Consider the following 26783-nt stretch of genomic DNA (forward strand, 5'->3'; position numbering starts at 1 on the left):
CGCCCTATCCCTGACCGTATTTCTCCAGCAGCGCTTCGGCGATAGCCTGGGTTTCGGCGTCGGCGACGCCGTCCCAGCGGGCCGGGCGGAAATGCATCTGGAAGACCATAATCACCCGTTGCTGCTGCGCCGGTGTCATCTCCGGCGTCACCTGGTAGCCGTATCGGGCCAGTAAATCCAGCAGTGCGGCGCTATCGACAGGTTCATTTGACGGACGGCCGTGCAGGTAGAAACTCACCCGGTCGGCATCCGGCCAGGCACCGATCCCCTGCTGCGCCAGCTGCCGCCACGGGAACAGCGGCCCGGGATCGTCTTTGCGTTGTGGGGCAATATCGGCATGAGCAACCACATTCTGGGGGCTGATGTGATAGCGAGAAATAATGTCTTTCGCCAGAGGAACGAGCGCATTAATTTGCGCAGGATTAAACGGCGTAAAGCTTTTCACCCCGGCGACCTGTTGCCAGCCGCGGTTTTCCAGCTCAATACCGATTGAAGTATCGTTAATCCGCGTGCTGCCGCGCCAGAAGCTCACTCCCGCATGCCAGGCTAAATCTTCTTCAGGTACCAGCTGCCAGATGCGCGGCTTACCTTGATACAGCGGTGGCTGTTGGGGGATTAAATAATGAGAGCTGACCTGCTCGTCGGTTAAGGTCGCGAGCGAAACGTCAAAATCATCCGCGGTATAATGGATGACCAACACCTTCACTCGCGGATAAGCGGCCTGTGCCGGGTGGCGCGTATCCAGTTGATAACCATCGCGGTCGATAATTCCTTTCTCAGAGCTGCAGCCGGCGAGCAGCAACAGCAAAAGCGCGATAAGCCCGGAACGTTTCATCAAGAGGCGAACGCCCCGCTTACAGTAGATAAAGCCATCAATCAGATCCTTCATGTCAACAAGCGACCGCCTGATTCAGATTCAGTATGCGGCTTATCGCATAATAGACCATCCCCCCGGCGATGTCTTCCGACACCTTTTTGGTTTTGTATACGGCAATTTATATAAGATAAATTTATACTATCTTTCGTTAAAAACGAGCATAAGTAGAGTCTCAACACCTTTCAGCAGAATTGACAACGTAAATCAATGCCCTGAGCTCATCTTTTCCTTATGAGTTCACAAGTTAGAGGTCATATTTTTGTAGTATTTAGCTTGAAAAAAAAATTCACTTGATTCAATCTGGTGCCGCTCATTGGTTAGTTAAAACAAGAGCATGATGATAGCAAGTTAAACAATGGAGATAAAAAATATGAAATATGCAGCTTTAGTGGCAGGTGCAGCATTGTTTTTAACCGCAAACGCATTCTCTGCAGAAATCTTATCTAAAGAAGATTTCGCGAAAGTGCAAACCCAGTATCAGAAAGTGGGTACCATTTCCTCTACAGGCCAGACTGCTCCTAGCGATGCGCGTGCAGAGCTGCTGAAGAAAGCTGAAGAAAAAGGCGCGGATGTTGTGGTTCTGTCTTCTGGCAACACCGACAAGAAACTTCACGTTTCTGCCAATATTTATAAGAAAAAATAATTAGTTTTGATCTCTGAAGGAGCATTATCATCGACTGGTGATAATGTTCCATCTACGGTTCTGACAAGATTTATTTTTAGATAGCGTTTAAATTTACAAACCCTTCTTTTTATTATCAAATAACCACCTCCGCACAATAAACACTCGCATATCCAGGTCATTACTTCTAATCATTTACGAAATTATTCTTATATCGCTGAAGGCAATATTGTTTCGCAAAAGAATTTCTTCCGCAGAAAGAGGTGTTGACTATACTTACCGGGTATAAAAACGAGACATAAATTAACAACATTGCAGGTGGCAAATGAAAAAAGTCGCATTACTTATCTCTGGATTACTCTGTTCCAGTTTTTCGCACGCCAGTGCGCTCTATTTTTATGAAATAGGCACCGAAGATGTCGGTCTTGCAGGCGCAGGACAGGCCGCACGGGCGCAGGATGCTTCCACTATCGTCACCAACCCTGCCGGGATGACCCGTCTGCCGGACCATATGTTCACCGGGGGCATGCAGGTGATGGGCGGCGATATTTCCTATCAGCTAAAAGATGAAGATGGCAGAAGCAGTCCGGGAAATGTGATGAACCTGTTTCCTAATGCCAGTGGTTTCTATTCGCAAAAAATTAATGATGATTTATATGCCGGCATCGGTTTATACGGCAACTACGGCTTAGGTATCGATTTTGGCGACTGGGCCGGCGACCGCCTGATTAAAAAGAGCACCATGGTGGCGATGACCCTGAGTCCGTCGCTGGCCTATAAGCTCAACGACCGTCTGTCTATCGGCGCCTCCGCCAACCTGAACTACGGCTATCTCTCCCTGACCCGCAACGTTGATGGCAGCGATCAGAAAGACAAAGATTACGACTGGGCGATGAGCTATCGCCTCGGTCTGTTGATGCAGTTAACCGATCAAACCCGCGCCGGGATCACCTGGACCAGCAAGACCGACTACGACTTTGATATTGATGGGAAAGCCCGTTTCCCTAACCTACCGAATACCTCTTACGACCTGCCAATATCGGCCCAGGTCCGCGCTCCGCAGCAAATTATGTTAAGCCTGGTGCATGACATCAACAATCAGTGGTCGGTGATGGGTGATTTAGGCTGGCAGGACTGGAGCCAGTTCGGCAGCCCGCAAATTACCGTCGCCGGACAGCAGAGCGACAAGCAGAACCGCCTGAAAGATTCCTGGCACACCGCGCTCGGGGTTCAGTATCGCCCTACGCCGCTCTGGCGTCTGAACGCAGGCGTCGGCTTCGACAGTACGGTCTACAACTCGCAAAGCGATGTGGCACTGTCATTACCGACGGGTGATGAGTGGCGTTTTGCCACCGGGGCGCAGTACCAGATTACCCCATCAAGCAACATTGGCGTGGCGGTATCTTACCTGCATATGCAGTCGGGACATGTGAAAACACCAGAGATTGTTGCCGGTGATTATGACCATCCGTACCTGTGGTTTGCGAGCATGAACTACAGCTATCAGTTTTAATTCACTACAGAGTCTGGGGCGTTCACCGCGCCAGGCTCTGCATTCTTCCTGCTAGATCAATTTAAATAAAAAACGCACCGGCTTAATCTGCAAAATATCCTGCCAGATTTTATGTAAATCAATCACCCCAGCCAGGCCGAGTAATGCCAGGGTAATAAAAACGGTGGCGACGGTGATGACCAGCATCAGACGGATCATATTGCGCTGCATTTTGTCCTGCTGCTGCGAACGGCGCTCATCTTTTTCAAATTCAACCAGGGTAGTGATGGCGTTGCCCTGAACGGTATAGCGTTGGTTTTCAACCGCCAGATCCCCTGACAGCACCAGGGATTCAATCAGCAGCGTCACTTTATATCTGAACTGCTCATTGCGGATATGCTTGTACCACAGCTTGCCATACAGAAGCTCAATCACTTCATCAATGGTAAGACCTGCAACAGGCCTCGACGGGCGACGCTTCACAAACTCGTTGACGATCAGGCCGAGTAAAAAAACACGTTCCCGGCTTTTTAACTCACGTTCTCTGAAGAAGGTGGAGACCAGCGCGCCTTTCCCGCGCAAGAGAAACGTTTTGATATCGATAAGGTGCAAATAGTGATTAATGGCATAAACAAATATAGAGTTAAGCGTTATTTTGCCATATTTTTTATAGCTGACGATTTCACTTTCCATCTCCAGCAATTGTGACAGCGAAAATTTATTTCGTAGCTCGCAGTCATCTGGCTGGGGATCTAAATATTCGAGGGTAGCGTGACGGCCATTATACCTGACCAGGCGGTAGCGGCATCGATTAACGTCAGCAAAATAGACGGCGTAGTAATCATACGGATCGCCGGCATTATCATCGTTTTTAATGAAATACGGCAAAAACTTTACCCAGAGCTTAGCCTTAGCATTCGCTAGTATATTTTTAATCATTGTCAACCCAACATAAATATGTGTATTGCTATAAACATAGCAAACTTCAATATATATTATTGAGCATTTAAACCGCACGTACAGTTTACTTTTATGCAAAAAAAAATATTCTGCGATGAACGGTTAAACATGCCGACCATTGCACATCGCGGAGATAAATATCCGTCAACGTTAATGCGCGATCCGTGGTTTACCTTTTCCTGCAAAGACATAACCTGAGCTCTTAGAGTCAAGCACATCCTGGAAGCAGTAAGCTATGCTTGAACAGAAACTAATAACGTAGTGAGCTTATAAGGAAATCATCATGCGCTACAAACTCGTTGCATTTATTCTCCCTTGCGCGCTCGCGCTGAGTGCCTGTACCACCGTGACACCAGCCTATAAAGATAACGGCACCCGTAGCGGCGCCTGCATTGAGGGTGGGCCAGATGCCGTGGCACAGAAATTTTACGATTATCAGATCCAGCACCGTAATAACGATCTGACGGCGTTGCGTCCTTATCTGAGCGACGATCTGGCGAAGCTGCTGGATAGCGCCCGTCAGGACCCGGCGCGCAGTTCCCTGCTCCAGTCTAATCCTTTCTCAAGTTCCGCCACGCCGGCAGATAGCGCTACGGTAGCCAGTGCTTCGACTATTCCTAACCGCGACGCCCGCAATATCCCGCTGCGCGTCGATTTAAAACAGGGTAGCCAAAGCTGGCAGGATGAAGTGCTGATGATTCAGGAAGGACAGTGCTGGGCCGTCGATGACGTGCGCTATCTCGGCATAAACTCGCATGCTCCGGCCGGATCGCTGCAACAGAGTCTGGAAAAACGCGGATAAGGGGGTGGAAGCCACGCCGCTGAAACGATAACCCCGGTAAAATGTCGGTATTTCTCCAGGTTATGCCGACATTTGTTCCTCCCCACCCCACGAACCCCTATTTTGTGCTAAGTTTAGAGGTAAATGTGGTTTACATTTAACTTTTAACGCATAAATATTGCATAACTATTCTGTCAAAGGTAGTATTTGCGGCCTCAATAGCTATTTGTATCAGACAGCCCAGATGAGTATTAAACTAAACGGCATTAACTGCTTCTACGGCGCGCATCAGGCGCTGTTCGACATCACGCTGGATTGCCCGCAGGGGGAAACGCTGGTGCTGCTCGGCCCCAGTGGCGCCGGGAAAAGCTCGCTGCTTCGCGTACTCAACCTGCTGGAAATGCCGCGTTCCGGTACATTACATATCGCCGGTAACCACTTTGACTTTACTAAAGCGCCTTCTGACAAAGCCATCCGTGAGCTGCGCCAGAACGTCGGTATGGTCTTCCAACAGTACAATCTGTGGCCGCACCTGACCGTGCAGCAAAATCTGATCGAAGCCCCCTGCCGCGTGCTGGGCTTAAGCAAAGATCAGGCTCTGGCTCGCGCCGAGAAGCTGCTGGAACGTCTTCGCCTCAAACCTTACAGCGATCGCTACCCGCTGCATCTCTCCGGCGGGCAGCAGCAGCGCGTCGCCATTGCGCGGGCGCTGATGATGGAACCTCAGGTTCTGCTGTTTGACGAACCAACGGCGGCACTCGATCCGGAAATCACCGCCCAGATCGTCAGCATTATTCGTGAGCTGGCCGGCACCGGCATTACCCAGGTTATCGTCACCCACGAAGTGGAAGTGGCGCGTAAGACCGCGAGCCGGGTGGTGTACATGGAAAATGGCCATATCGTTGAACAAGGGGATGCCAGCTGCTTTACGCATCCGCAGACCGACGCGTTTAAAAACTATCTTTCACATTGATGTTTTTCGGGGAAATGACGATGAAAAAAGTACTGATTGCCGCGATCCTGGCAAGCATGAGCCTTTCAGCTACTGCCGCCCAGACCATTCGTTTCGCCACCGAGGCGTCCTACCCTCCGTTTGAATCGATCGATGCCAACAATAAAATTGTCGGCTTTGACGTCGATCTGGCAAACGCGCTGTGTAAAGAAATTGACGCCACCTGTACCTTTACCAACCAGGCGTTCGACAGCCTGATCCCAAGCCTTAAGTTCCGTCGTTTCGACGCGGTCATGGCCGGGATGGATATCACGCCTGAGCGTGAAAAACAGGTGCTGTTCACGACCCCTTACTATGAAAACTCTGCGCTGTTCGTCGGCCAGCAGGGTAAATTTACCAGCATCGACCAGCTGAAAGGCAAGAAAGTCGGCGTGCAGAACGGCACCACCCACCAGAAATTCATTAACGACAAACACCCGGAAATCACCACCGTGCCATACGACAGCTACCAGAATGCCAAGCTGGATCTGCAAAATGGCCGTATTGACGCAGTGTTTGGCGACAACGCCGTCGTCACCGAATGGCTGAAGAGCAATCCGAAGCTGGCCGCGGTGGGTGATAAAGTCACCGATAAAGACTACTTCGGTACCGGCCTCGGCATCGCGCTTCGCCAGGGCAATACCGAGCTGCAGCAGAAATTTAACGCTGCGCTGGAAAAAGTGAAAAAAGATGGGACTTACCAGACCATCTATAGCAAATGGTTTCAGAAGTAACGCTAAATGAATGAAATTTTTCCATTAGCAAGTGCCGCCGGGATGACCGTCGGCCTTGCCGTTTGCGCGCTCATCATCGGCCTTGTGCTGGCGATGCTGTTTGCCGTGCTGGAGTCAGTAAAATGGCGCCCGCTGGCATGGCTCGCAACCGGCGTGGTCACCGTCCTGCGCGGACTACCGGAAATTCTGGTGGTCCTGTTCATCTATTTCGGCTCTTCGCAGCTGCTGCTCACCCTGTCAGACGGTTTTACGATCAATCTCGGGTTCGTGCAGATCCCGGTGCAGATGCAGATTGAGAACTTCGACGTCAGTCCGTTCCTCTGCGGTGCCATTGCCCTCTCCTTGCTGTACGCGGCTTACGCTTCGCAAACCCTGCGCGGCGCGCTGAAAGCGGTCCCTCAGGGACAGTGGGAGTCTGGCCAGGCGCTGGGATTGTCCAAAGGGGCAATCTTCTTCCGTCTGGTGATGCCGCAGATGTGGCGCCATGCGCTGCCGGGTCTGGGCAACCAGTGGCTGGTGCTGCTGAAAGATACCGCGCTGGTGAGCTTAATCAGCGTGAACGATCTGATGCTGCAAACCAAAAGTATCGCCACCCGCACCCAGGAGCCTTTCAACTGGTATATCATCGCGGCGGCCATCTATCTGGTTATCACCCTGCTCAGTCAGTACATTCTCAAACGTATTGACCAACGTGCGACGCGCTTCGAACGGAGACCAGGCTGATGCTTGATTATTTACCCGAACTGCTGAAAGGGCTGCATACCAGCCTGACGCTGACGGTGGCCTCCATCGTCGTTGCGCTGATCCTGTCGCTGATCTTCACCATCGTGCTGACGCTGAAAACGCCGGTGCTGGTGTGGATCGTTCGCGCTTACATCACGTTGTTTACCGGTACGCCGCTGCTGGTGCAGATCTTCCTGATTTACTACGGCCCAGGGCAGTTCCCGTCATTGCAGAACTACCCGGTACTGTGGCATCTGATTTCTGAACCGTGGCTGTGCGCGCTGATTGCTCTGTCCCTCAACAGCGCGGCTTATACCACCCAGCTGTTTTATGGCGCGATTCGCGCGATTCCTGACGGCCAGTGGCAATCCTGCAGCGCGTTGGGCATGAGCAAGAAAGACACCCTGGCGATCCTGCTGCCGTACGCGTTTAAACGCGCGCTGTCCTCGTATTCCAACGAAGTCGTGCTGGTTTTCAAAAGCACCTCGCTGGCGTACACCATTACCTTAATGGAAGTGATGGGCCACGGTCAGCTGCTGTACGGACGAACCTACGATGTGATGGTGTTCGGCGCGGCCGGTATTGTCTATCTCGTCGTCAACGGTCTGCTGACCCTGATGATGCGATTGCTGGAACGCAAAGCGCTGGCCTTTGAACGGCGTAATTAATGCCCGGCGCTAAGGGCATCCGAACGGCGGGTTCACCGCCGTTCATCAATGCATAATTAATATACTTAAAAACGGGCTGGTCTCATCACCGCCCGTTTTTCACATCCCATAAAAAATAATTATACATAATTATTGAATATAAATTCATTTAATGGCATTGTGAAAATCAGCCGCAGACACGGCACAACATCATAAGATTGACCGACGGGAGTTCCACGATGAAAAAGTTAGTTTTGGCTGCACTGCTTTCCTCTTTCGCCTTTGGCGCCGCTGCCGCGGAAAAAATCAGCTTTGGCGTATCCGCCACCTATCCGCCGTTTGAATCCATGGATGCCAATAATCAGATCGTCGGTTTCGATCTCGACCTGGCGAAAGCGCTGTGCAAGCAGATGCAGGCCGACTGCACCTTTACCAACCATGCGTTCGATAGCCTGATCCCGGCGCTGAAATTTAAAAAATATGACGCGGTGATTTCCGGCATGGACATTACCCCGGAGCGTAGCAAGCAGGTGGCGTTTACCGAACCGTACTACGCAAACTCGGCGCTGGTTATCGCCAAAAAAGATGCCTACCACTCCTTTGCTGACCTGAAAGGCAAACGTATTGGTATGGAGAACGGCACCACGCACCAGAAATACCTGCAGGACAAACATCCGGAAGTCAAAACCGTCGCCTATGACAGCTATCAAAATGCGATTATCGACCTGAAAAATGGCCGTATCGATGGGGTGTTCGGTGACACTGCGGTGGTTAATGAGTGGCTAAAGACCAACCCGCAGCTGGGCGTGGCAACGCCAAAAGTGACCGACCCGCAATACTTCGGCACCGGTCTTGGCATTGCGGTACGTCCGGATAACAAAGCCCTGCTGGAGAAACTGAACAGCGCGCTGAAAGCGATTAAAGCCGACGGTACCTATCAGAAAATCAGCAACCAGTGGTTCCCGGAATAATCCTCCGCCGAACGGGCTACTGCTGTAGCCCGTTATGCCGCGCGGGGAAACTTCCCCGCTACTGACGCAGCGGCAGGGTGAAGCGGAAGCTGGCTCCTGTCGTAACCTCCAACAGATGAATATCGCCGCCGTGCAGTTGCAGCATACGCCGGACAATCATCAGCCCTAACCCGCCTCGCGTTCCGCGACTCTGTCCGGGTTCCAGCACCGAAGGCCGTTCAAACAATGTGGCCCGTAGCTCACCGGCAACGCCCGGCCCGCTGTCCGTCACTTCCACCACCATTTCCGTACCCTGCTGGCGCGCCGTCAGGCTGATGCTGCCCCCGTCCGGGGTGTGGCGAATAGCGTTATCCAGCAGGTTGGTCAGCACCCGTTCCATCATCGACAAATCCGCAACCACCGGCGGCAAACCGCTGGCCAGCCCCAGCTGCAGACGAATATTGCGGGTGGCAATCGACAGATCGAACTTCTGCGCCACGTCCTGGACCAGCTCTGCCAGGTAAAATTTCTCCGGCTGCGGTTTAATACCGCCGTGTTCCAGCCGCGCCAGTTCAAACAGCTGCGACGAGAGATAGCGGACTTTATTTCCCTGGCGCAGCGCGATATCAAGGTAACGCCGACGTTCTTCCGCGCTGAGCCGGTCGGCTTTCAGCGTCAGAGTCTCAAGGTATCCCAGCAGCGACGTCAGCGGCGTCCGCAGGTCGTGGGAGATATTAGCCACAAACTCCCGACGCTGGCGATCGCTGTCGGCCAGACGATCCCACTGCCCGGCGATCTGTCGGGCGAGGTCGATAAAGCGGTTATGCAAAATCGCCACTTCATTTCCCGGATGCGGATCGGGAGTTTGCGCCGCCAGTAATTTGATCGCCCCGATGCTGTCTTCTTCAGGGATGACCACCTGGGCGGTCAACTGACGCACCGGACGCGTGACCCAGTACCAGGCAAGCCCGCCGGCCAGCAGGCCAAACAGCGCCACCAGCAGCAAGGTCCAGACCAGCAGGCTGCCCAGCGTCTTCTGCCAGGCGTTAGCCGCCAGTTCATTAAAGGTTTCCCCTTGCAGAATGATATAGAGATAGCCACGAAGCTGACCGTCAACGTTCAGCGGCGCGACGCTGAAGACTTTCTGCTGATCCGGGCTGCGCGGATCGTCGCCGTACACCGGCCAGGTGCCGCCGGACAGAAACGCCTGTATCGGTTCGATCGCCACTCGCTGGCGTTTGATATGGCCGGGAGGCGCGGCATCGGCCAGCAGTTCACCGTCGGCAGAAATCAGGTACAGCTCTACGCTGGGGTTAAAAACCATCAGCCGGTCAAAAAGCGGCTTCAGCGCCTGACGGTTGACCTGCCCCTGCGCATCGAGAAGCGGTTCGCGGGCCACGATTTGCTGGGCCAGTCCGGCGGAAAGCCGCTGCACCATCGCATTACCGTATTGCGCACTGCTGTACAACTGCACTACGCAGACCGCCGCGGCACACAGCAACAGCAGCGAGGTAAAAACCAGTGCCAGACGCTGACTCAGGCTCAGTCGACGCATCATTGCCCCGCTCCTTGACGAGCCGGCGCAAATTTATAGCCCTTGCCCCAGACCGTCAGAATAATTTCCGGCTCGGCCGGATCGTGTTCGATTTTGCTGCGCAGGCGGTTGATGTGGGTATTGACCGTATGCTCATAGCCTTCGTGCTGATAGCCCCATACGTGATCGAGCAGGGCCAGACGGGAAAAGACTTCGCCGGGGTGGCGGGCGAAGTAGTACAGCAGGTCGAATTCGCGCGGGGTTAGGTCTACCGGTTCGCCGCGTAGCCTGACCTCCCGCGCCAGCGGATCGATGCTCAGGCCGTGACACTCAATGCGCCCGGCGTCCATCAGCAGATTCTGTCCCATCGCCTCCTGGCGGCGAAACAGCGCCTTAACCCGCGCCACCAGTTCGATGATTGAAAACGGCTTGGCCAGGTAGTCGTCCGCCCCCATCTCCAGCCCCAGCACGCGGTGGGTCTCACTGGCGCGGGCGCTGATGATAATCACCGGCAGGTAGCGGGTCATCTGGCGAATGCGGCGGCAGATCTCCAGACCGTCGACATGGGGCAGCATCAGGTCAAGGATCACCGCATCCCAGCTGCTCTTTTCGAGCTGCACCAGCGCCTGGGCGCCATCGGCCTCGTGGACAATCTGAAACCCTTCATCCTGCAAATTCAGGCGCAGCAAAGTGGCGATATCGTCGTCATCTTCGACCAACAGAATTTTCTTTGCCATCGTCTCGCTCCGCTCATCTCACTCGTTATTCGCCAAGCTTACTCGATTTACGCCTGCAGGAGAGTTCACATTTTGTTTAAACTTCGCGGACCAGTAGCGTCAGCACTTCATAGTGTGCGGTGTGAGGGAACATATCGAACAGCTGCACCCGCTCAACCCGATAACCGGGCAGCAGCGCGAAATCTTTCGCCATTGTCCGGGCGTTGCAGCTTGAGTAGATAATATACGGGGGCGCCATCCGGCCTAAATAGTCGCACAGCTCGCGGCCGATACCGCGACGTGGTGGGTTCACCAGCACCAGGTCCGGAATATCGCCCTCGGCGGTGGCAAACTGCGTCGAGTCCAGCGCCTGAAAATGGAGGTTCGTCAGCCCCAGTTCAGCGGCAGATTGCCGCGCGCTGGCAATGGCTTCCGGCGCAATTTCAATGCCCGTCAGCCGCATTTGCGCCGTAGCACAGTGCAGGCCAAAGCCGCCTACGCCGCAGAACAGATCCCACATATGCTTCACCGGCAGCTGGCGCACCCAGTCACGGGCGGTGGCATACAGCTGGCTGGCAACGGCCGGGTTGGTTTGAAAGAAGCTCTGCGGGCGGATCCACAGCGGAACGCCGTTAAAGTTTTCCGCCAGCGCGGGCTGCTCGCCGAGCAGAATTTCCTGCTCGCCTTCCATAATGGCCATATGCACCGGCTGAATATTGGCGGTAATCACCTTCAGCTGCGGCAGCTGCGCCTGCAGCCAGGGTAGCGCGGCGCGAAGCTGCTCCAGTTTTGCCGTCGAACGCAGGACAAAACGCAGCATCATTCCGCCATCCAGCTGGCTTTCGGTCAGCAGCAGATACTTCAGCTCGCCACGCTTGCGGGCGACGTTGTAGGGGGTTAACCCGGCCCGGGCAATAAACGGCTTTAATACACTAAACACCGGTGCAAAATGGGGCGGATAGAGCGGGCAGTCGGTCAGGTCTTCGGGGGTGCCGTCGCGGTGCAGCATGCCCAGCAGCGGGCGTTCAACGCTGCCGCTGACTACCATTTTGGCTTTGTTGCGAAAACCAGCCTCCGGGCCGGAAACCGGCATATCCCATTGCGCTACCGGGAAGTCCGCTAACAACGTCCTGAGGTCGGCCATTTTACTGGCGAGTTGTTGTGTTAACGGCAGTTCCAGCCACTGACAGGAGCGACAGCGGCCCGCGTCATAGAGTGCGCAGTGCATAAAAAGACCTTCAAAAAAACAGGGGCGGGGATTGTATCATCGTTATTGTAGTCGGAAAAACCGTCGGCACGAAGTCGGGACAAACAGCAGCAGCAATACCAGGTAATCAGGCAGTTTCTGCATCACCAGAGAACGGAATATTTCCCGCTTTGACTCGCCGGCAATACTGAACAGTTCCGGGTAGCCATACCCCAGCGAAGCCGCCCACAGGTAGCCGGTGACAATGATTTGCGTCAGCAGGAAGATCCAGCGCGCCAGATTGCGCCCCTTCACCAGCGAGAAGGCGCACCATATCTCGATGAACACCAGCAGCAGGCTGGAGAGAAACACCAGCGTCAGGTTCCAGGTCTGGACGCTGCGGCGAATAAACTCTTCGATGCCGCTGACCCCCAACTGGTTGAAGATCATCAGCAGGTCAACGCCACGAATCAAAATAATGGCGAACGCCGCCACCTGCACCAGGGCAGGAACGTTCAGGCGTGCATGAGAGGAACGTGCTTTAGTAAACAATCCCAACGGAAACGTCTTCCATGAAAACGGCGTCGCACTATCACGACGCCGATACCAGTTTTACCGTAGATTTTAGGGGGTTCAGCTGCGTCTTGCACGCTGGATATCGCGTACTCGCTGCTTTTCTGCGCGGGCCATCAAATACCAGGCGATAAAACCAACAACCCCGACCACCGCGAGGATTAACGTCGCCAGGGCGTTGATTTCCGGGTTCACCCCCATCCGCACGCTGGAGAAGACCAGCATTGGTAAGGTGGTGGCGCCCGGGCCGGAGACAAAGCTGGCAATAACCAGATCGTCCAGCGACAAGGTAAAGGCCAGCAGCCAGCCGGAGATCACCGCCGGCATAATCATCGGCAGCGTGATGATGAAAAAGACCTTCAGCGGCGGCGCGCCCAAATCCATCGCCGCTTCTTCAATAGAGTGGTCCAGTTCACGCAGCCGTGACGAAATGACCACCGCCACGTAGGCGGTACAGAAGGTCACGTGCGCCAGCCAGATGGTCAGCATCCCGCGATCCGACGGCCAGCCGATTGCGTGCCCCAACGCCACAAACAGCAGCAGCAGCGACAGCCCGGTGATCACATCAGGCATAACCAGCGGCGCGGTAATCATAAACGCAAAGCCGGTTGATCCGCGGAAGCGGCCAAAACGCACCATCACCACGGCCGCAATGGTCCCCAGCACCACCGCCGCCGTTGCCGCGCAGGTGGCGATGGTCAGACTCAGCCCGACGGCGCTCATCATCGCATCATCATGGAACAGCTCGCTGTACCAGCGCGTTGACCACCCGGCCCACACCGTCACCAGCTTCGAACTGTTGAATGAGTAGATCACCAGCATCAACATCGGGGCATACAAAAACGTAAAGCCGATCACGAGGATTAAAATTCGCCATGGCGAACGTACTACCGGCAAATCATTCATCCGTGTTCCCCTATCTGTTTTTGCTGATGCTTGTGGAACCACATGATCGGCACGATCAACAGCAGCAACATCACAATCGCCACCGCCGAGGCCACCGGCCAGTCGCGGTTATTAAAGAACTCCTGCCACAGGACGCGCCCGATCATAATGCTGTCCGGCCCGCCTAACAGTTCCGGGATCACAAACTCCCCTACCGCCGGGATAAACACCAGCATCGACCCGGCGATAATCCCGCCTTTGGTCAGCGGGACGATCACCTGGAAGAAGGTTTTCAGCGGTCGCGCACCCAGATCCAGCGAAGCCTCCACCAGCGAGTAGTCGATACGCGTCAACGCGGTATAAATAGGCAGCACCATAAACGGCAGATAGGCGTAAACAATGCCGATATACACCGCGAGATTGGTATGCAGGATCTCCAGAGGCTGGTCGATAACCCCAAGCCACAGCAGAAAATTATTCAGCACGCCGTTGCTTTTCAACAGCCCCATCCACGCATACACGCGGATCAGGAATGAGGTCCACGACGGCAGGATCACCAGCAGCAGCAGAATATTTCGCGTGGATGGTTTGCTGTGCGCCACCGCCCATGCCAGCGGATAGCCCAGTAACAGACAGCAGAACGTCGAGATGCCCGCCACCTGCAGCGACTGCAGATAGGCTTCGAAATAGAGCGGATCGTCGGTCAGCTGCAGGAAGTTGCCGAGGTTCAACGTTAACGTCAGCTGGCCTTCCGCCCACTCCCACAGATCGGTGTAGGGCGGGATCGCTCGCGCCATCTCTGCGAGGCTGATTTTAAATACGATCAGGAACGGCAGCAGAAACAGCAGGATCAGCCACAGATACGGCAGCGCGATCACCAGCTTGCGGCCATGGGCCATCTGCAGACGCGCGAGCCAGAGCGCAAAACCGCCCGGTTTTTTGGCCCCGGCCGGTGGTTCTAATGTACTCATCGCCCTCTCCTTACACCGTCAGAACAACGCAGCTGTCGGCATCCCAGCACAAACGAACTTCATCACCCCAGGTCGGCGACCCTTTACGATGACGGTGTTCATTCTGTAACTGCGCGCTGATCATCTGCCCGCTTTTCAGGCGTACGTGGTAGATAGAGAGATCGCCGAGGTAGGCAATATAAATCACCTCCCCCACCGCGAAGTTATAGCCATCCGCCGGCGGCTCATCGCAGAGCATGATTTTTTCCGGACGCAGGGCCACCCACACCGGAACATTATCAATAACCGACGCATCAGGATCGACCTTCAGCGGATGGGTCAGCCCCGGCGAGTTCAACACCAGGCCATCTTCCAACCGCTCTTTCACCAGTCCTTCAAACACGTTGACCGAACCGATAAACTCCGCGCTATAGCGGGTTGTCGGATGTTCATAGATCTCTTCCGGCTCGCCGATTTGCACGAACTTACCGCGGTTCATAATGGCGATACGCCCGGCCATGGTCATCGCCTCTTCCTGATCGTGAGTCACCATCACGCAGGTCGCGCCGACACGCTCGAGAATATCCACCACTTCCAACTGCATGCGGTCACGCAGTTTTTTATCCAGCGCGCCCATCGGTTCGTCGAGCAGCAGCAGTTTTGGCCGCTTCGCCAGGCTGCGCGCCAGCGCAACACGCTGGCGCTGCCCGCCGGACAGCTGGTGCGGTTTACGTTTGGCAAACTCCTGCATATGCACCAGCGCGAGCATCTCCTGCACTCTGCTGGTGATTTCGGCTTTCGGCAGTTTGTCCTGCTTCAGGCCGAACGCGATGTTCTGCTCCACCGTCATATGGGGGAACAGGGCGTAGGACTGAAACATCATATTGATCGGCCGCTGATAAGGCGGTACGCGAGACAGGTCGACGCCATCAAGCATAATTTGGCCGGCCGTCGGTTCTTCAAAGCCTGCCAGCATGCGCAGCAGCGTTGATTTACCACAGCCAGATGCGCCCAGCAGTGCGAAAATTTCGCCTTTATAAATGGTGAGATTGACGTCATCGACGGCATGTTGGCCATCAAAGGATTTCGTCAGATTACGGATTTCCAGCAGCGGGGTCAGCGCTTTGGGGGTTTTCGCCTGTGGGCGGGAAATTGCGTCATTCACTCGGGTGCTCTCCGGCAAAAAAGCTAACCACCGTATGGCCCGGTTGCCATACATTCTACTTTACAGTGCAGGCGCACCATCCTGGTGCATACATTCGCTGCACGTTGCATCAGCGTTTACACCGACCGGGGAGTGCAATCTCCCGGCCGGGTAAGATCTGTTCAGGCCCGGCGAACCGGGCCATCAGGCTTTATTTGCCGCTTTTCACTTTCGTCCACGCACGGGTACGCACGCGGTCGATTTTCGGATCCTGAACTTTCAGGGTGAACAGCTTGGCAAACACATCCGCCGGCGGGTAGATAGCCGGGTTGTTACGGATCGTTTCGCTCACCAGCGGAGTCGACGCTTTGTTACCGTTCGCGTAGTACACCTGGTCGCTGATTTTGGCGATAACTTCCGGACGCATCAGATAGTTAAGGAACTGATAAGCTTCATCTTTATTCTTGGCGTCCGCAGGCATTGCAAAGACGTCAAAGAAGGCCAGCGCCCCTTCTTTCGGGATAAAGTAGGAGACGTTCACGCCATTCTTCGCCTCTTTCGCCCGGTTTGCCGCCTGCCAGACGTCGCCCGCCCAGCCGATAGCGACGCAGATATCGCCGTTAGCCAGGTCGTTGATGTATTGCGAGGAGTGGAAGTAGCGAATATTCGGCCGCAGCTTAAGCAGCAGGTCGGTTGCCGGCCCGGTGTAGTCATTGGCTTTTGTGCTGTTAGGATCTTTGCCCAGATAGTTCAGGACCGTCGCAAAAATCTCTTCCGGTGCATCGAGGAAGGAGACGCCGCAGCTTTTCAGCTTTTCGAGGTTCTCAGGCTTGAGGACCAGATCCCAGCTATCCAGCGGGGCATCTTTACCCAACACGGCTTTCACTTTATCGACGTTGTAGCCGATCCCGGTTGTCGCCCACAGATACGGCATCGCGTATTTATTTTCCGGGTCGTGCTTAGCCACCAGCTTCAGCACTTCCGGGTCGAGATTTTTCCAGTTCGGCAGCTTACTCTTGTCCAGCGGCTGGAAAACGCCGGCAGCCAGCTGGCGCTCAAGGAAACTCGCCGACGGTACGACCAGGTCAAAACCGGTGCTGCCGGCCATCAGCTTGCCTTCCAACACTTCGTTGGAATCAAAAACGTCATACACCACTTTAATACCGGTCTCTTTTTCGAAATCGGCTACCGTGTCCGGCGCGATATAATCAGACCAGTTATAAACATGTAGGGTTTTCTGTTCCGCTGCGAGTGAACCGGCAGAGACGGCCATCAACGCACCCGTAACCAGACCTGTTAACCATTTTTTACCAAAGGCGGTCATATCTCTTATTCCTTCTCAAATGCCCGTTAACAAGCGGGCTTAATATACGCACTTGTCTGCATGCAATAATCGTGCATGTTTTTTCATTGCCTAAGAAAAGGAGAGAGGACCTCTCCCGGAATGGTTGCCCGCAACTGGAAGCATCGCCAGAATAACTGTAGCCAGAATAAGAGGCTATAGCCCAGGTAAAATAACGCCTTTTATCAATTTTTTATGCAATAACGGTCTACGTGATAAGCCAAAAGCGGCAGAATGGCGGTGAAAAATTCTTTAAGGAAAGGTTAACAGCAGAATAAAAGCGCGTAATACACAGCCACTGTGGTAGTGGCTGCGCTATTCATCGACAGGTTTAGTGAAGAAAATGGTGCTGAACTTCTTCAGCGGGGTACTCTTCTTCTTCGGCTTTAAAGAGCACCTGGTTGGCGGCCGCTTCGAGGATCACCATTGATATTTGCTCTTCGCTCTGGCGGAAGAACCAGCCAAATTGCTCAACGGTAATGCCAACGCCGACGGATAACGCCTGGCACACTACCAGCTTAGGCAGGTTATCATCCTGGATATCGAGGAATGCTTTGACGGTTAACGAACTGGCGTTGATCGCCGACAGATCGGCAGACAGCGGCAGCAGCGCCGACGGCTTCACTTCCGCGAGGGCCGAAAAGAGCACCACGTTGTCTACCAGATCGATTTTGGCATCGAAAATGCCTTCGAAATTCTGCATATGCGGCAGGTGCAAAGCCTGGCAGGAATCACACTCAAAAAAGCTAATGCCTAGCTCATCGAGCCAATGACGTAGCGTATCCAGACCCGGAACGACCAGTGAATCCATATGACCTGTGACCTCTTGCTGTGTAAAAACGACGCCATAGCTTACGCAAAAAATACGCGGCATACCACGAAAGTGTCAGCGCGGACGATTATCCACCCATTTTCAGACAAAATTCAGGCGTGGCCTGGCGCTCGATCCAGGCGATCATCCGCCCGGCAATATCGATGCCGGTGGTCGTTTCAACCCCTTCCAGACCCGGTGAGGCGTTGACCTCCATCACCAGCGGCCCGCGGGTTGCGCGTAAGATATCGACCCCGGCAACGTCCAGACCGAGGGTCTGCGCCGCTTTGATGGCCATCGCCCGCTCCTGCTCGCTGATAATGGCGACCGTTGCCACCCCACCACGGTGCAGGTTAGAGCGGAAATCGCCCTCTTTTGCCCGTCGCTCAATCGCCGCCACCACTTCATTGCCCACCACCAGGCAGCGAATATCCCGCCCTTTTGCCTCGGCAATATACTCCTGAACCAGAATATGCGCGTTCAGACCCCGGAAGGCATCAATCACGCTTTCGGCCGCCTGGCGCGTCTCTGCCAGCACCACGCCGATCCCCTGCGTGCCTTCCACCAGTTTGACGACCAGGGGCGCACCGCCCACCATGGCGATCAGGTCACTGGTATCATCCGGGGAGTGGGCGATCCCGGTCAGGGGAAGATCGATCCCCTGGCGTGCCAGCAGCTGTAACGAGCGCAGTTTGTCGCGGGCGCGGGTAATCGCCACCGACTCATTGAGCGGGTAGCTGCCTAACAGTTCAAACTGGCGCAGCGCCGCGGTACCGTAATAGGTAATGGCGGAACCGATCCGTGGGATCACGGCATCGAAATGCGGGAGCTGGCGGCCTTTATAGTGGATCGATGATGCCACCGGACTGACGTTCATATAACAAGAAAGCGGATCGAGGATTTCCACCTGGTGACCGCGCTTCTGCGCGGCTTCACGTAGGCGACGACATGAATAGAGCGTTCCATCCCGGGATAATATGGCAATTTTCACCCTGCACCTCTGCAAAAAGACCCGCTCCGGCGGGCCTTCACTGTATTAATTACGCCACCACCGCCCGGCCTCTGACTCTTGAGGCGCTAAGCAGGCAGCAGTGTACACGCAATCAGCGCGTTGCCCACCCCTGCTTATGCAGGTAATCCAGAATAAACGGGCGGCTTTCTTTAATAATAGTGCGGCGAATATGGTCGCTCCAGGTATCGCGACGCGTATTGCTGCCACGTGACAGATAATACTGTGCCATCTGCTCATCATATTCTGCCAGCACGGTTTCATCCAACGGCTGCCAGCTATTTTCATGCACCAGCATCGCCGCCGGCATACGCGGCTTCACATCCGGGTTATCGGCAGGCCAGCCGAGGCACAGGCCAAACAGCGGCAGCACGTGCTGCGGCAGCTTCAACAGCTCGGTCACCGCGTCAATACTGTTACGGATCCCGCCAATGTAGACGCCGCCCAGCCCTAACGACTCGGCGGCAACCAGCGCGTTTTGCGCCAGCATCGCGGTATCTACCGCCCCCAGCAGCAGCTGCTCTGCCAGACCTAACTGAGCATCCGGGCAGATCTCCAGGTGACGGCTAAAATCGGCACAAAATACCCAGAATTCCGCTGCACGGGCCACATGCTGCTGGCCGCCGCTTAGGGTCACTAGCTGCTCGCGAAGCTGCGGGTCGGTCACGCGAATAATCGAGCTGCATTGTAAAAAGCTGGAGCTGGATGCCCCCTGTGCGCTGGCGATGATGGCGGCACGCTGTTCGTCGCTGATGGGCGCATCGGTAAAGTGGCGAATGGAGCGGTGGCTCCGCAGCAGATCAATGGTCGGCGTCATCTCGTTTTTCTCTGTCGGGTGAAGAAGGTGGTTTTTGAGTTTGCGTCAGCTGTGGCGCCACGATCCTTGCCATACGCCACATCAGCGCAATGGCCGCAGGCAGCATCAGCAGGATCCCGGCAAAAATCATCAGCAGGGCTGCCGTGGGACTGGAAAACGGCGCCGGCAGTTGCAGATACTGGTTGAGCGAAAGCCAGGCCAGGGTCAACAGCACAATACCGATAATCTCTATCACCAGGACGCTTTTTGGCAAGGCGGCGGGCGATCGCATAACTCTCCTCCGGTCAATGTAGGCTGTTCGGCGTCTGAAGCCGCACAGCGGGGACAGTATAGTCATTTAACAGAACCGACATTTATCAAACATAGCCTTAAACCATCGGAGAAAAAGGCAGAACCTTCTTTTACTCACCGCCGGAACAGGTCATCATAGTCAGTATTCGCCATCCGGCAGAGAGTTAAGGAGAAAAAGCATGTTTACGGTTATTTTTGGTCGTCCCGGTTGCCCTTATTGCGTTCGTGCCAAAGAGCTGGCTGAAAAACTGACCAATGAACGCGATGATTTTAACTATCGCTACGTTGATATTCACGCTGAAGGCATCAGTAAGAGCGATCTGGAAAAGACCGTGGGTAAACCCGTTGAGACCGTTCCGCAGATTTTTGTCGATCAGAAACACATCGGCGGCTGCACTGATTTTGAAGCCTGGGCAAAAGAGAATCTCGGCCTGTTTGCCTGAGCCGACTCATTCTCTTGACGAGTGCTTGCGCCTGGAATCTAACCAGGCGCAGATAAACATAAAGCACAGCGCGCCCAGCGCACACCAGAACACCGCACTAAACAACCACGCCAGCTGTTGCCAGAATGTCCGTTGTGCCACAAAAAAAAGCCGCATTGCCAGCAGACAGACTGGAGCCGCCAGAATAGCGCCCACCACCGGTAGGATCACCCGTCGTCCTGGAGAAAGGCTACTGGCAGCCGCACCGGGCAGCAAAAAGAACAGCAGTCCGACTTCAGAATTGCCGGCAGCACGAAAGACTCCGTTCATATGCAGTAACAGAAATAAACAGACCACGATAAACAGAAAGAACCCGCAAGTAATACCGATCCAGGCGCGCTCAGATTTCACACCATCCTCCTGATTCTGCCTCTAACCCACTTCATTACATCCAGTCAGATAAAGCATTCTGGCAATCCATGCCTTTTTTGCACCCACTCACCTAAAAACGATTGTGACTAGCCGCAGCATCCAGGAAGGATTAAACTAGCGACTCATTTTTAGTGGTTATACCGGGATGCCGGAACAAGGTTCGGAACGTCACGAACACTGGCCAACCTTAGACTAAATAACCATTTCCTTCAACAACTTACTAGTAAATGAGAAGTTGGCTTTCGTGAATATAAACGTCGCAGATTTGTTAAACGGGAATTACATCCTGTTATTATTCGTTGTACTTGCGCTGGGGCTTTGCCTCGGAAAACTGCGCCTGGGTTCGGTACAACTTGGTAATTCTATTGGCGTTTTAGTGGTTTCATTATTATTAGGCCAGCAGCATTTCAGTATTAACACTGATGCGCTGAATCTGGGCTTTATGCTGTTTATTTTTTGCGTTGGCGTGGAAGCAGGCCCCAACTTTTTTTCTATCTTTTTCCGCGACGGGAAAAACTATCTGATGCTCGCCCTGGTGATGGTCGGCAGCGCGATGCTGCTGGCGATGGGGCTGGGTAAACTGTTTGGCTGGGACATCGGCCTGACGGCGGGGATGCTGGCAGGTGCCATGACCTCAACCCCGGTGCTGGTAGGCGCCGGCGATACCCTGCGCCACTTAGGGATGCCCAGCGATCGGCTGGCGCTCTCTCTCGACCACTTGAGCCTCGGCTATGCGCTGACCTACCTGATTGGTCTCGTCAGCCTGATCGTCGGCGCCCGCTATATGCCGAAGCTGCAGCATCAGGATCTGCAGACCAGCGCCCAGCAGATTGCCCGTGAGCGCGGGCTGGATACCGACTCCAAACGTAAAGTCTATCTGCCGGTGATCCGCGCCTACCGCGTCGGCCCGGAGCTGGTGGCCTGGGCCGATGGTAAAAATCTGCGTGAGCTGGGGATCTACCGCCAAACCGGCTGCTATATCGAGCGAATTCGTCGCAACGGCATTCTGGCTAACCCGGACGGCGATGCGGTCCTGCAAATGGGCGATGATATCGCGCTGGTAGGCTACCCGGACGCCCACGCACGTCTGGATCCGAGCTTCCGTAACGGTAAAGAGGTTTTCGACCGTGACCTGCTGGATATGCGCATCGTCACCGAAGAGATCGTGGTTAAAAACCACAATGCCGTAGGTCGCCGTCTGGCGCAGCTGAAGCTGACCGACCACGGCTGTTTCTTAAACCGCGTTATCCGTAGCCAGATTGAAATGCCAATCGACGACAACGTGGTGCTTAACAAGGGCGACGTTTTACAGGTCAGCGGCGATGCGCGACGCGTCAAAACCGTGGCCGATCGTATCGGCTTTATCTCTATTCACAGCCAGGTGACCGACCTGCTGGCCTTCTGCGCCTTCTTTATCGTCGGCCTGATGATCGGGATGATTACCTTCCAGTTCAGCTCTTTCAGCTTCGGGATTGGTAATGCGGCGGGGCTGCTGTTTGCCGGGATTATGCTCGGTTTCCTGCGGGCCAACCATCCGACCTTCGGCTATATCCCGCAGGGCGCGCTGAATATGGTGAAGGAGTTCGGCCTGATGGTCTTTATGGCCGGGGTCGGCCTGAGCGCCGGCGCCGGGATTGGCCACGGCCTGGGCGCCGTTGGCGGCCAGATGCTGGCGGCGGGCCTGATCGTCAGCCTGGTACCGGTGGTGATTTGTTTCCTGTTTGGCGCCTATGTGCTGCGTATGAACCGCGCGATGCTGTTTGGCGCCATGATGGGGGCCCGTACCTGCGCCCCGGCGATGGAGATTATCAGCGACACCGCGCGCAGCAACATTCCGGCGCTGGGCTACGCGGGGACCTACGCCATCGCCAACGTGCTGTTAACCCTGGCAGGGACGCTGATCGTCATCATCTGGCCAGGGCTTCAGTAAAAATTTAAGAAAAAAATGGATAGAGGCAGAACTTTTCTCTCGGGCGTCAGTCATAAGTAGTGCCACTGCTTTTCTTTGATGTCCCCATTTTGTGGAGCCCATCAACCCCGCCACTTCGGTTCAAGGTTGATGGGTTTTTTGTTGCCTGAAATCCGTGTTTTTAAAATCATGGCGTTACGGCCGTTCGGTGAGAACACACAACATCAACTAGCGTCTTGCTGGGTTTTCCCCATGCCTCAACCAACCATTGTTGTTCTGCCCCCCTCTTCATCGCCTGTTAATTGTCTGTTGAACGACGCAACTGCTCCCGGCGAAACATCCAAATCAGCAAACAATATGGAAACTCGCTAGCTATTTCTGGCGGTTTGCCCGAAAGTCATTTCATACCAACAAGGAATTTTTATCACAGGAGATGTTGATGTCCGATTTCAGCCCTGACTTTGCGATGTTGTCATCCGAGTTCTCCAGTGCACCACTAAGCACGACCGTCGCGATCCTGACCATTATCGCCTTTTTGTCCCGGCCACTGTACAAAGCGATCAACGGTATTTTCAAATATAAGAAAGGCCACAGCATCGTTTTAAAAACTGCGGGCGTTCCGCCATTCGTTTTGAATTTCTTTGCCATCGCCATTCCATTGAAAAAATTGCCCTCGGTAGGCTATCCCGAGAAACTAATCACCGTGCTCTTTGCCATTATTTTTTCATGGTCCTTGTGGTATTCGGTTCCGGCACTAATTCAAATCTTTAACGCACCGCCTGACTCGGCGCTGTTGATTTGGAAAAAGTCTGGCGATCGCTTTTATGTTTCTAAAACCACGGCAATGGAAGCGACGGTATTTTCTTCGCCAAAATGGACTCTTTCAGTACAAGACTGTAAAACCAATAACGCCCTCGCGAACAATGCCAGCGACCGCCTTGGTCGGGAATACCATCACGATCTGTGCCGCCTGCTCACTACATCAGAAGGCAAAGACTATTTGGATGAATCAATTAAAAAGTTTAAAAAAGAGAGAATGTTGATTTATCCCGTCATATTTATTATTGAATTCATGCTGCTGTGGCTGTTGTCAGGATTCATATTAACGATTCACTACACAAATAAAGTCCGGCACTTTATTTTGCTTGAACAGAAAAAAGCCATTCATTGCGTCCTGGGTGATTTCACCGCGACGGGCTGTTACGCTATCTATCAGGAACTGGAAAACAGAGGTAATCGCTAACCCCCCTACACCTCACCCCTCTCCGGCGATTCGTCCGACCATCAGGCGGATCGCCGGTTTAGTAAGCGGCGCACTATCCGTGACGAAATGCAGGGTCATGCCTTCAATAAACGCATCCAGTCCGCGGGCGGTGGGCGGATCAAACCACTGCTCCAGAGTTTGCTGACTGCGCCGCATCCAATGCTGCATCACCGCCTTTAACGCCGGCTGGCTGCTGCAGAACGCATAGAGCTGATACATCAGCTCCATGTTCCGCGCGGTGGTAACCTGGGCGCTGAAAATCAGCTCGGCAATGGCGTCGCAGGCCTCTTCGCGATTGCTGACCGAGGCAAAAAATTGCTGATACTGCTCCGACATATCGCGAGTAAAAATGCGAAATGCCTCTTCAATCAGCGCGTCGATACCGCTGAAATAGTAGGTCAGCGAGCCTAACGGGACCTCCGCGCAGCTGGCGATTTTACGGTGCGTAACCGCATGGATCCCGTGGGTAGCGATAGTCTCCAGCGTCGCCTGCAAAATACGCTCCCGGCGCAGCGGATCGTTCGGTCGACGGGCCATAGTTTTCCTCATTCATCGCGTTTATACATAAGCAGCTATTCCGTTCTCCGAATGCCGGACGTTGTCCTAAACAGACATCCTGAAGAATATGTACAAATGTACACAACCTTGTTACTGTTGTCTTCATCTTCTCATTCACTGGCATGGACGAATGACCGCGCAAACCTCCCGCAGAGCCTTACAGCTTCGGCTGTGGGCACTCTTTATGTTCTTTTTTATTCCCGGATTACTGATGGCGTCATGGGCCACTCGTACGCCGGCGATCCGCGACCTGCTCACGCTGTCGACGGCGGAAATGGGCATCGTGTTATTTGGCCTCTCCATTGGTTCGATGAGCGGCATTCTGTGCTCGGCGTGGCTGGTTAAGCGCTTCGGAACCCGCAAAGTCATTCGGACCACCATGTCCTGTGCGGTCGTGGGCATGATGGTCCTCAGCCTGGCCCTGTGGCTTACCTCGGCCCCCCTGTTTGCCATCGGGCTGGCCATTTTTGGTGCCAGCTTCGGTTCTGCGGAAGTGGCGATTAACGTCGAAGGCGCCGCCGTCGAACGGGAAATGAATAAAACCGTCCTGCCGATGATGCACGGCTTTTACAGCTTCGGTACGCTGTTTGGCGCCGGCGTGGGGATGGCGGTGACCGGTTTTGGTCTGCCTGCCGCACCGCATATTCTGCTGGCAGCGCTGGTGGCTATCGCCCCTATCGCTATCGCGATCCGCGCCATTCCTGACGGCACCGGGCAGAACGCCGCCGAAAGCGCCCATCATGAAGAAAAAGGGTTGCCGGTATGGCGTGACGTGCAGCTGCTGCTGATTGGCGTGGTGGTGCTGGCGATGGCCTTTGCAGAAGGTTCCGCCAACGACTGGCTGCCGCTGCTGATGGTCGATGGTCACGGCTTCAGCCCAACCTCTGGCTCCTTGATTTACGCCGGCTTTACCCTCGGCATGACCATCGGTCGCTTCACCGGCGGCTGGTTCATCGACCGCTACAGCCGGGTCACGGTAGTACGTGCCAGCGCGGTGATGGGCGCCCTGGGTATCGGCCTGATTATTTTCGTCGATAACCCATGGGTGGCCGGAATTTCAGTGCTGCTGTGGGGACTGGGGGCGTCGCTTGGCTTCCCGCTGACGATTTCCGCCGCCAGTGATACCGGCCCCGATGCGCCGAAGCGCGTCAGCGTGGTGGCGATAACCGGCTACCTCGCCTTTCTCGTCGGGCCGCCGCTGCTCGGCTTCCTCGGCGAACATTTCGGCCTGCGCAGCGCCATGATGGTGGTGCTGGGTCTGGTGATGGTGGCGGCGCTGGTTGCGAAAGCGGTGGCAAAACCACAACATGAACCTGTCATGGAGAACAGCTGATGAGTATCAAACTGATTGCGGTAGACATGGACGGCACCTTCTTAAGCGATGCCAAAACCTACAATCGCCAGCGCTTCCTGAGCCAGTATCAGCGGATGCGCGAGCAGAATATTCGTTTTGTGGTAGCCAGCGGCAACCAGTATTACCAGCTGATTTCGTTTTTCCCCGACATCGCCCATGAAATCGCCTTCGTCGCCGAAAATGGCGGCTGGGTGGTCAACGCCGGTGACGACGTCTTTAACTGCCAGATGCCGAAAGATCATTTCCACACGGTGATCGATTATCTGCAGACGCTGCCGGATATTGAGATCATCGCCTGCGGCAAACGCAGCGCCTGGACCCTCAACAGGTATAACGACGAGCTGAAAGCGGTGGCGGCGAAGTATTACCATCGCCTGCAGCTGGTGGATGATTTTAACCATATCGATGACGTTATTCTGAAGTTCGGACTCAACGTCCCCGACAGCCTGATCCCGACCATTCAGCCGCAGCTGCATGCCGCCTTAGGCGACATGGTGACCGCCGTGGCGACCGGTTTCGGCAGCATCGACCTGATTATTCCCGGCATCCATAAAGCCAACGGTCTGCGCATCCTGCAACAGCGCTGGGGTATTGAGGATCACGAAGTGGTGGCGTTTGGCGACAGCGGAAACGACATTGAAATGTTGCAGCATGCTGGATTTGGCTTTGCGATGGCTAACGCGGCGGCCCCGGTGAAGGCCGTGGCGGACTACGATGCCCCGCATAACAACGAAGAAGGTGTGCTGCATATCATCGACAAAGTGCTGAATCGCGAAGCGCCGTTTGCCTGATCTAGTTCCGGGGGCAGC

29 protein-coding genes are annotated in these 26783 nt (G+C 54.6%); 13 read left to right on the forward strand and 16 right to left on the reverse strand.

Features of this window, described 5'->3' with window-relative positions; genetic code table 11:
* Positions 1-4 precede the first annotated feature (4 nt).
* Positions 5-835 (reverse strand): N-acetylmuramoyl-L-alanine amidase, encoded by an 831-nt coding sequence (locus HF679_RS10520; protein ID WP_123756248.1) that lies wholly within the window; start codon positions 833-835, stop codon positions 5-7.
* A gap of 412 nt (positions 836-1247) precedes the next feature.
* Here HF679_RS10520 and yahO point away from each other — a divergent pair, with 412 nt between their 5' ends.
* Positions 1248-1520 carry a DUF1471 family periplasmic protein YahO gene (gene yahO, locus HF679_RS10525; RefSeq protein ID WP_004859987.1) on the forward strand — a complete coding sequence of 91 codons (273 nt, stop codon included), beginning with the start codon at positions 1248-1250 and terminating at the stop codon, positions 1518-1520.
* A 304-nt stretch (positions 1521-1824) separates the two neighbouring features.
* Positions 1825-3012: an OmpP1/FadL family transporter gene (locus HF679_RS10530; protein ID WP_123756131.1), complete on the forward strand. Its 1188-nt coding sequence runs from the start codon at positions 1825-1827 to the stop codon at positions 3010-3012.
* Positions 3013-3063: 51 nt separating this feature from the next.
* Here HF679_RS10530 and HF679_RS10535 read toward each other — a convergent pair whose 3' ends face one another.
* Complete coding sequence (locus HF679_RS10535) at positions 3064-4008, reverse strand: hypothetical protein (RefSeq protein ID WP_261803003.1); 945 nt, start codon at positions 4006-4008, stop codon at positions 3064-3066.
* 226 nt (positions 4009-4234) lie between these two features.
* Between HF679_RS10535 and HF679_RS10540 the strand changes: the two genes are divergently transcribed.
* From HF679_RS10540 to artJ, 6 genes are all read left to right on the forward strand, one after another.
* Positions 4235-4753 carry a lipoprotein gene (locus tag HF679_RS10540; RefSeq protein ID WP_123756130.1) on the forward strand — a complete coding sequence of 173 codons (519 nt, stop codon included), beginning with the start codon at positions 4235-4237 and terminating at the stop codon, positions 4751-4753.
* 223 nt (positions 4754-4976) lie between these two features.
* Positions 4977-5705, forward strand: coding sequence for an arginine ABC transporter ATP-binding protein ArtP (gene artP / locus HF679_RS10545; protein WP_123756129.1), 729 nt, complete (start codon positions 4977-4979; stop codon positions 5703-5705).
* 20 nt (positions 5706-5725) lie between these two features.
* The gene (gene artI / locus HF679_RS10550) at positions 5726-6457 is read left to right on the forward strand and encodes an arginine ABC transporter substrate-binding protein ArtI (protein WP_123756246.1); all 732 of its coding nucleotides are present in this window, start codon (positions 5726-5728) and stop codon (positions 6455-6457) included.
* A gap of 6 nt (positions 6458-6463) precedes the next feature.
* Positions 6464-7180, forward strand: a complete 717-nt coding sequence (gene artQ / locus HF679_RS10555; RefSeq protein ID WP_032688654.1) for an arginine ABC transporter permease ArtQ — start codon at positions 6464-6466, stop codon at positions 7178-7180.
* Positions 7180-7848 (forward strand): arginine ABC transporter permease ArtM, encoded by a 669-nt coding sequence (artM, locus tag HF679_RS10560; protein WP_123756128.1) that lies wholly within the window; start codon positions 7180-7182, stop codon positions 7846-7848. Before artQ ends, artM begins: the two co-directional genes overlap by 1 nt.
* A gap of 218 nt (positions 7849-8066) precedes the next feature.
* On the forward strand, positions 8067-8798 hold the full coding sequence (gene artJ, locus HF679_RS10565) for an arginine ABC transporter substrate-binding protein ArtJ (RefSeq protein WP_123756127.1): 732 nt from the start codon (positions 8067-8069) through the stop codon (positions 8796-8798).
* Positions 8799-8856: 58 nt separating this feature from the next.
* Here artJ and HF679_RS10570 read toward each other — a convergent pair whose 3' ends face one another.
* The 12 genes from HF679_RS10570 to HF679_RS10625 form a co-directional block, all read right to left on the reverse strand.
* A complete protein-coding gene (locus HF679_RS10570; RefSeq protein ID WP_123756126.1) occupies positions 8857-10335 on the reverse strand; it encodes a sensor histidine kinase in 1479 nt (492 codons plus the stop codon).
* A complete protein-coding gene (locus HF679_RS10575; protein WP_123756125.1) occupies positions 10332-11048 on the reverse strand; it encodes a response regulator transcription factor in 717 nt (238 codons plus the stop codon). The genes HF679_RS10570 and HF679_RS10575 overlap by 4 nt, the downstream gene beginning before the upstream one ends.
* Before the next feature lie 76 nt (positions 11049-11124).
* Positions 11125-12255, reverse strand: a complete 1131-nt coding sequence (gene rlmC / locus HF679_RS10580) for a 23S rRNA (uracil(747)-C(5))-methyltransferase RlmC (RefSeq protein ID WP_187042956.1) — start codon at positions 12253-12255, stop codon at positions 11125-11127.
* Between the two features lie 42 nt (positions 12256-12297).
* Positions 12298-12771, reverse strand: coding sequence for a YbjO family protein (locus HF679_RS10585; protein ID WP_123756123.1), 474 nt, complete (start codon positions 12769-12771; stop codon positions 12298-12300).
* 75 nt (positions 12772-12846) lie between these two features.
* The gene (gene potI / locus HF679_RS10590; RefSeq protein WP_123756122.1) at positions 12847-13692 is read right to left on the reverse strand and encodes a putrescine ABC transporter permease PotI; all 846 of its coding nucleotides are present in this window, start codon (positions 13690-13692) and stop codon (positions 12847-12849) included.
* Entirely contained in the window at positions 13689-14642 is a 954-nt protein-coding gene (gene potH / locus HF679_RS10595; protein WP_123756121.1) for a putrescine ABC transporter permease PotH, read from the reverse strand. The genes potI and potH overlap by 4 nt, the downstream gene beginning before the upstream one ends.
* A gap of 10 nt (positions 14643-14652) precedes the next feature.
* Positions 14653-15786, reverse strand: a complete 1134-nt coding sequence (potG, locus tag HF679_RS10600; protein WP_123756120.1) for a putrescine ABC transporter ATP-binding subunit PotG — start codon at positions 15784-15786, stop codon at positions 14653-14655.
* Between the two features lie 190 nt (positions 15787-15976).
* Positions 15977-17089, reverse strand: a complete 1113-nt coding sequence (potF, locus tag HF679_RS10605) for a spermidine/putrescine ABC transporter substrate-binding protein PotF (protein WP_123756119.1) — start codon at positions 17087-17089, stop codon at positions 15977-15979.
* Between the two features lie 349 nt (positions 17090-17438).
* Positions 17439-17918, reverse strand: a complete 480-nt coding sequence (locus HF679_RS10610) for a YbjN domain-containing protein (protein ID WP_123756245.1) — start codon at positions 17916-17918, stop codon at positions 17439-17441.
* 88 nt (positions 17919-18006) lie between these two features.
* The gene (rimK, locus tag HF679_RS10615) at positions 18007-18909 is read right to left on the reverse strand and encodes a 30S ribosomal protein S6--L-glutamate ligase (RefSeq protein ID WP_123756118.1); all 903 of its coding nucleotides are present in this window, start codon (positions 18907-18909) and stop codon (positions 18007-18009) included.
* 112 nt (positions 18910-19021) lie between these two features.
* Positions 19022-19744: a nitroreductase NfsA gene (nfsA, locus tag HF679_RS10620; RefSeq protein WP_154143411.1), complete on the reverse strand. Its 723-nt coding sequence runs from the start codon at positions 19742-19744 to the stop codon at positions 19022-19024.
* Positions 19728-20015, reverse strand: coding sequence for a YbjC family protein (locus tag HF679_RS10625; RefSeq protein WP_123756116.1), 288 nt, complete (start codon positions 20013-20015; stop codon positions 19728-19730). Before HF679_RS10625 ends, nfsA begins: the two co-directional genes overlap by 17 nt.
* Before the next feature lie 199 nt (positions 20016-20214).
* Between HF679_RS10625 and HF679_RS10630 the strand changes: the two genes are divergently transcribed.
* Positions 20215-20478: a GrxA family glutaredoxin gene (locus tag HF679_RS10630; protein ID WP_004859945.1), complete on the forward strand. Its 264-nt coding sequence runs from the start codon at positions 20215-20217 to the stop codon at positions 20476-20478.
* Between the two features lie 6 nt (positions 20479-20484).
* Here the strand turns inward: HF679_RS10630 and HF679_RS10635 are convergent, their stop codons facing one another.
* The gene (locus tag HF679_RS10635; protein WP_123756115.1) at positions 20485-20868 is read right to left on the reverse strand and encodes an inner membrane protein YbjM; all 384 of its coding nucleotides are present in this window, start codon (positions 20866-20868) and stop codon (positions 20485-20487) included.
* Between the two features lie 265 nt (positions 20869-21133).
* On the opposite strand from HF679_RS10635, the gene HF679_RS10640 reads away from it, so the two are divergent.
* On the forward strand, positions 21134-22819 hold the full coding sequence (locus HF679_RS10640; RefSeq protein ID WP_123756244.1) for an aspartate:alanine antiporter: 1686 nt from the start codon (positions 21134-21136) through the stop codon (positions 22817-22819).
* A 418-nt stretch (positions 22820-23237) separates the two neighbouring features.
* Positions 23238-24041: a DUF6216 family protein gene (locus HF679_RS10645; RefSeq protein ID WP_123756114.1), complete on the forward strand. Its 804-nt coding sequence runs from the start codon at positions 23238-23240 to the stop codon at positions 24039-24041.
* 12 nt (positions 24042-24053) lie between these two features.
* Here HF679_RS10645 and HF679_RS10650 read toward each other — a convergent pair whose 3' ends face one another.
* Positions 24054-24599 (reverse strand): TetR/AcrR family transcriptional regulator, encoded by a 546-nt coding sequence (locus HF679_RS10650; protein WP_123756113.1) that lies wholly within the window; start codon positions 24597-24599, stop codon positions 24054-24056.
* A gap of 151 nt (positions 24600-24750) precedes the next feature.
* Between HF679_RS10650 and HF679_RS10655 the strand changes: the two genes are divergently transcribed.
* Both HF679_RS10655 and HF679_RS10660 read left to right on the forward strand, forming a co-directional pair.
* Positions 24751-25953, forward strand: a complete 1203-nt coding sequence (locus tag HF679_RS10655) for an MFS transporter (protein WP_123756112.1) — start codon at positions 24751-24753, stop codon at positions 25951-25953.
* The gene (locus HF679_RS10660; RefSeq protein ID WP_123756111.1) at positions 25953-26765 is read left to right on the forward strand and encodes a Cof-type HAD-IIB family hydrolase; all 813 of its coding nucleotides are present in this window, start codon (positions 25953-25955) and stop codon (positions 26763-26765) included. The genes HF679_RS10655 and HF679_RS10660 overlap by 1 nt, the downstream gene beginning before the upstream one ends.
* Positions 26766-26783: the final 18 nt, after the last annotated feature.

It is taken from the genome of Enterobacter sp. JUb54, assembly GCF_014298075.1.
Taxonomy (GTDB): Bacteria; Pseudomonadota; Gammaproteobacteria; order Enterobacterales; family Enterobacteriaceae; genus Klebsiella; species Klebsiella lignicola.

Bases quoted from the DNA above. Each gene is read 5' to 3' on its own strand.
- HF679_RS10520 (WP_123756248.1), bottom strand. From the start codon at position 835: ATGAAACGTTCCGGGCTTATCGCGCTTTTGCTGTTGCTGCTCGCCGGC.
- yahO (WP_004859987.1), top strand. From the start codon at position 1,248: ATGAAATATGCAGCTTTAGTGGCAGGTGCAGCATTGTTTTTAACCGCA.
- HF679_RS10530 (WP_123756131.1), top strand. From the start codon at position 1,825: ATGAAAAAAGTCGCATTACTTATCTCTGGATTACTCTGTTCCAGTTTT.
- HF679_RS10540 (WP_123756130.1), top strand. From the start codon at position 4,235: ATGCGCTACAAACTCGTTGCATTTATTCTCCCTTGCGCGCTCGCGCTG.
- artP (WP_123756129.1), top strand. From the start codon at position 4,977: ATGAGTATTAAACTAAACGGCATTAACTGCTTCTACGGCGCGCATCAG.
- artI (WP_123756246.1), top strand. From the start codon at position 5,726: ATGAAAAAAGTACTGATTGCCGCGATCCTGGCAAGCATGAGCCTTTCA.
- artQ (WP_032688654.1), top strand. From the start codon at position 6,464: ATGAATGAAATTTTTCCATTAGCAAGTGCCGCCGGGATGACCGTCGGC.
- artM (WP_123756128.1), top strand. From the start codon at position 7,180: ATGCTTGATTATTTACCCGAACTGCTGAAAGGGCTGCATACCAGCCTG.
- artJ (WP_123756127.1), top strand. From the start codon at position 8,067: ATGAAAAAGTTAGTTTTGGCTGCACTGCTTTCCTCTTTCGCCTTTGGC.
- HF679_RS10570 (WP_123756126.1), bottom strand. From the start codon at position 10,335: ATGATGCGTCGACTGAGCCTGAGTCAGCGTCTGGCACTGGTTTTTACC.
- HF679_RS10575 (WP_123756125.1), bottom strand. From the start codon at position 11,048: ATGGCAAAGAAAATTCTGTTGGTCGAAGATGACGACGATATCGCCACT.
- rlmC (WP_187042956.1), bottom strand. From the start codon at position 12,255: ATGCACTGCGCACTCTATGACGCGGGCCGCTGTCGCTCCTGTCAGTGG.
- potI (WP_123756122.1), bottom strand. From the start codon at position 13,692: ATGAATGATTTGCCGGTAGTACGTTCGCCATGGCGAATTTTAATCCTC.
- potH (WP_123756121.1), bottom strand. From the start codon at position 14,642: ATGAGTACATTAGAACCACCGGCCGGGGCCAAAAAACCGGGCGGTTTT.
- potF (WP_123756119.1), bottom strand. From the start codon at position 17,089: ATGACCGCCTTTGGTAAAAAATGGTTAACAGGTCTGGTTACGGGTGCG.
- HF679_RS10610 (WP_123756245.1), bottom strand. From the start codon at position 17,918: ATGGATTCACTGGTCGTTCCGGGTCTGGATACGCTACGTCATTGGCTC.
- nfsA (WP_154143411.1), bottom strand. From the start codon at position 19,744: ATGACGCCGACCATTGATCTGCTGCGGAGCCACCGCTCCATTCGCCAC.
- HF679_RS10625 (WP_123756116.1), bottom strand. From the start codon at position 20,015: ATGCGATCGCCCGCCGCCTTGCCAAAAAGCGTCCTGGTGATAGAGATT.
- HF679_RS10630 (WP_004859945.1), top strand. From the start codon at position 20,215: ATGTTTACGGTTATTTTTGGTCGTCCCGGTTGCCCTTATTGCGTTCGT.
- HF679_RS10645 (WP_123756114.1), top strand. From the start codon at position 23,238: ATGTCCGATTTCAGCCCTGACTTTGCGATGTTGTCATCCGAGTTCTCC.
- HF679_RS10650 (WP_123756113.1), bottom strand. From the start codon at position 24,599: ATGGCCCGTCGACCGAACGATCCGCTGCGCCGGGAGCGTATTTTGCAG.
- HF679_RS10655 (WP_123756112.1), top strand. From the start codon at position 24,751: ATGACCGCGCAAACCTCCCGCAGAGCCTTACAGCTTCGGCTGTGGGCA.
- HF679_RS10660 (WP_123756111.1), top strand. From the start codon at position 25,953: ATGAGTATCAAACTGATTGCGGTAGACATGGACGGCACCTTCTTAAGC.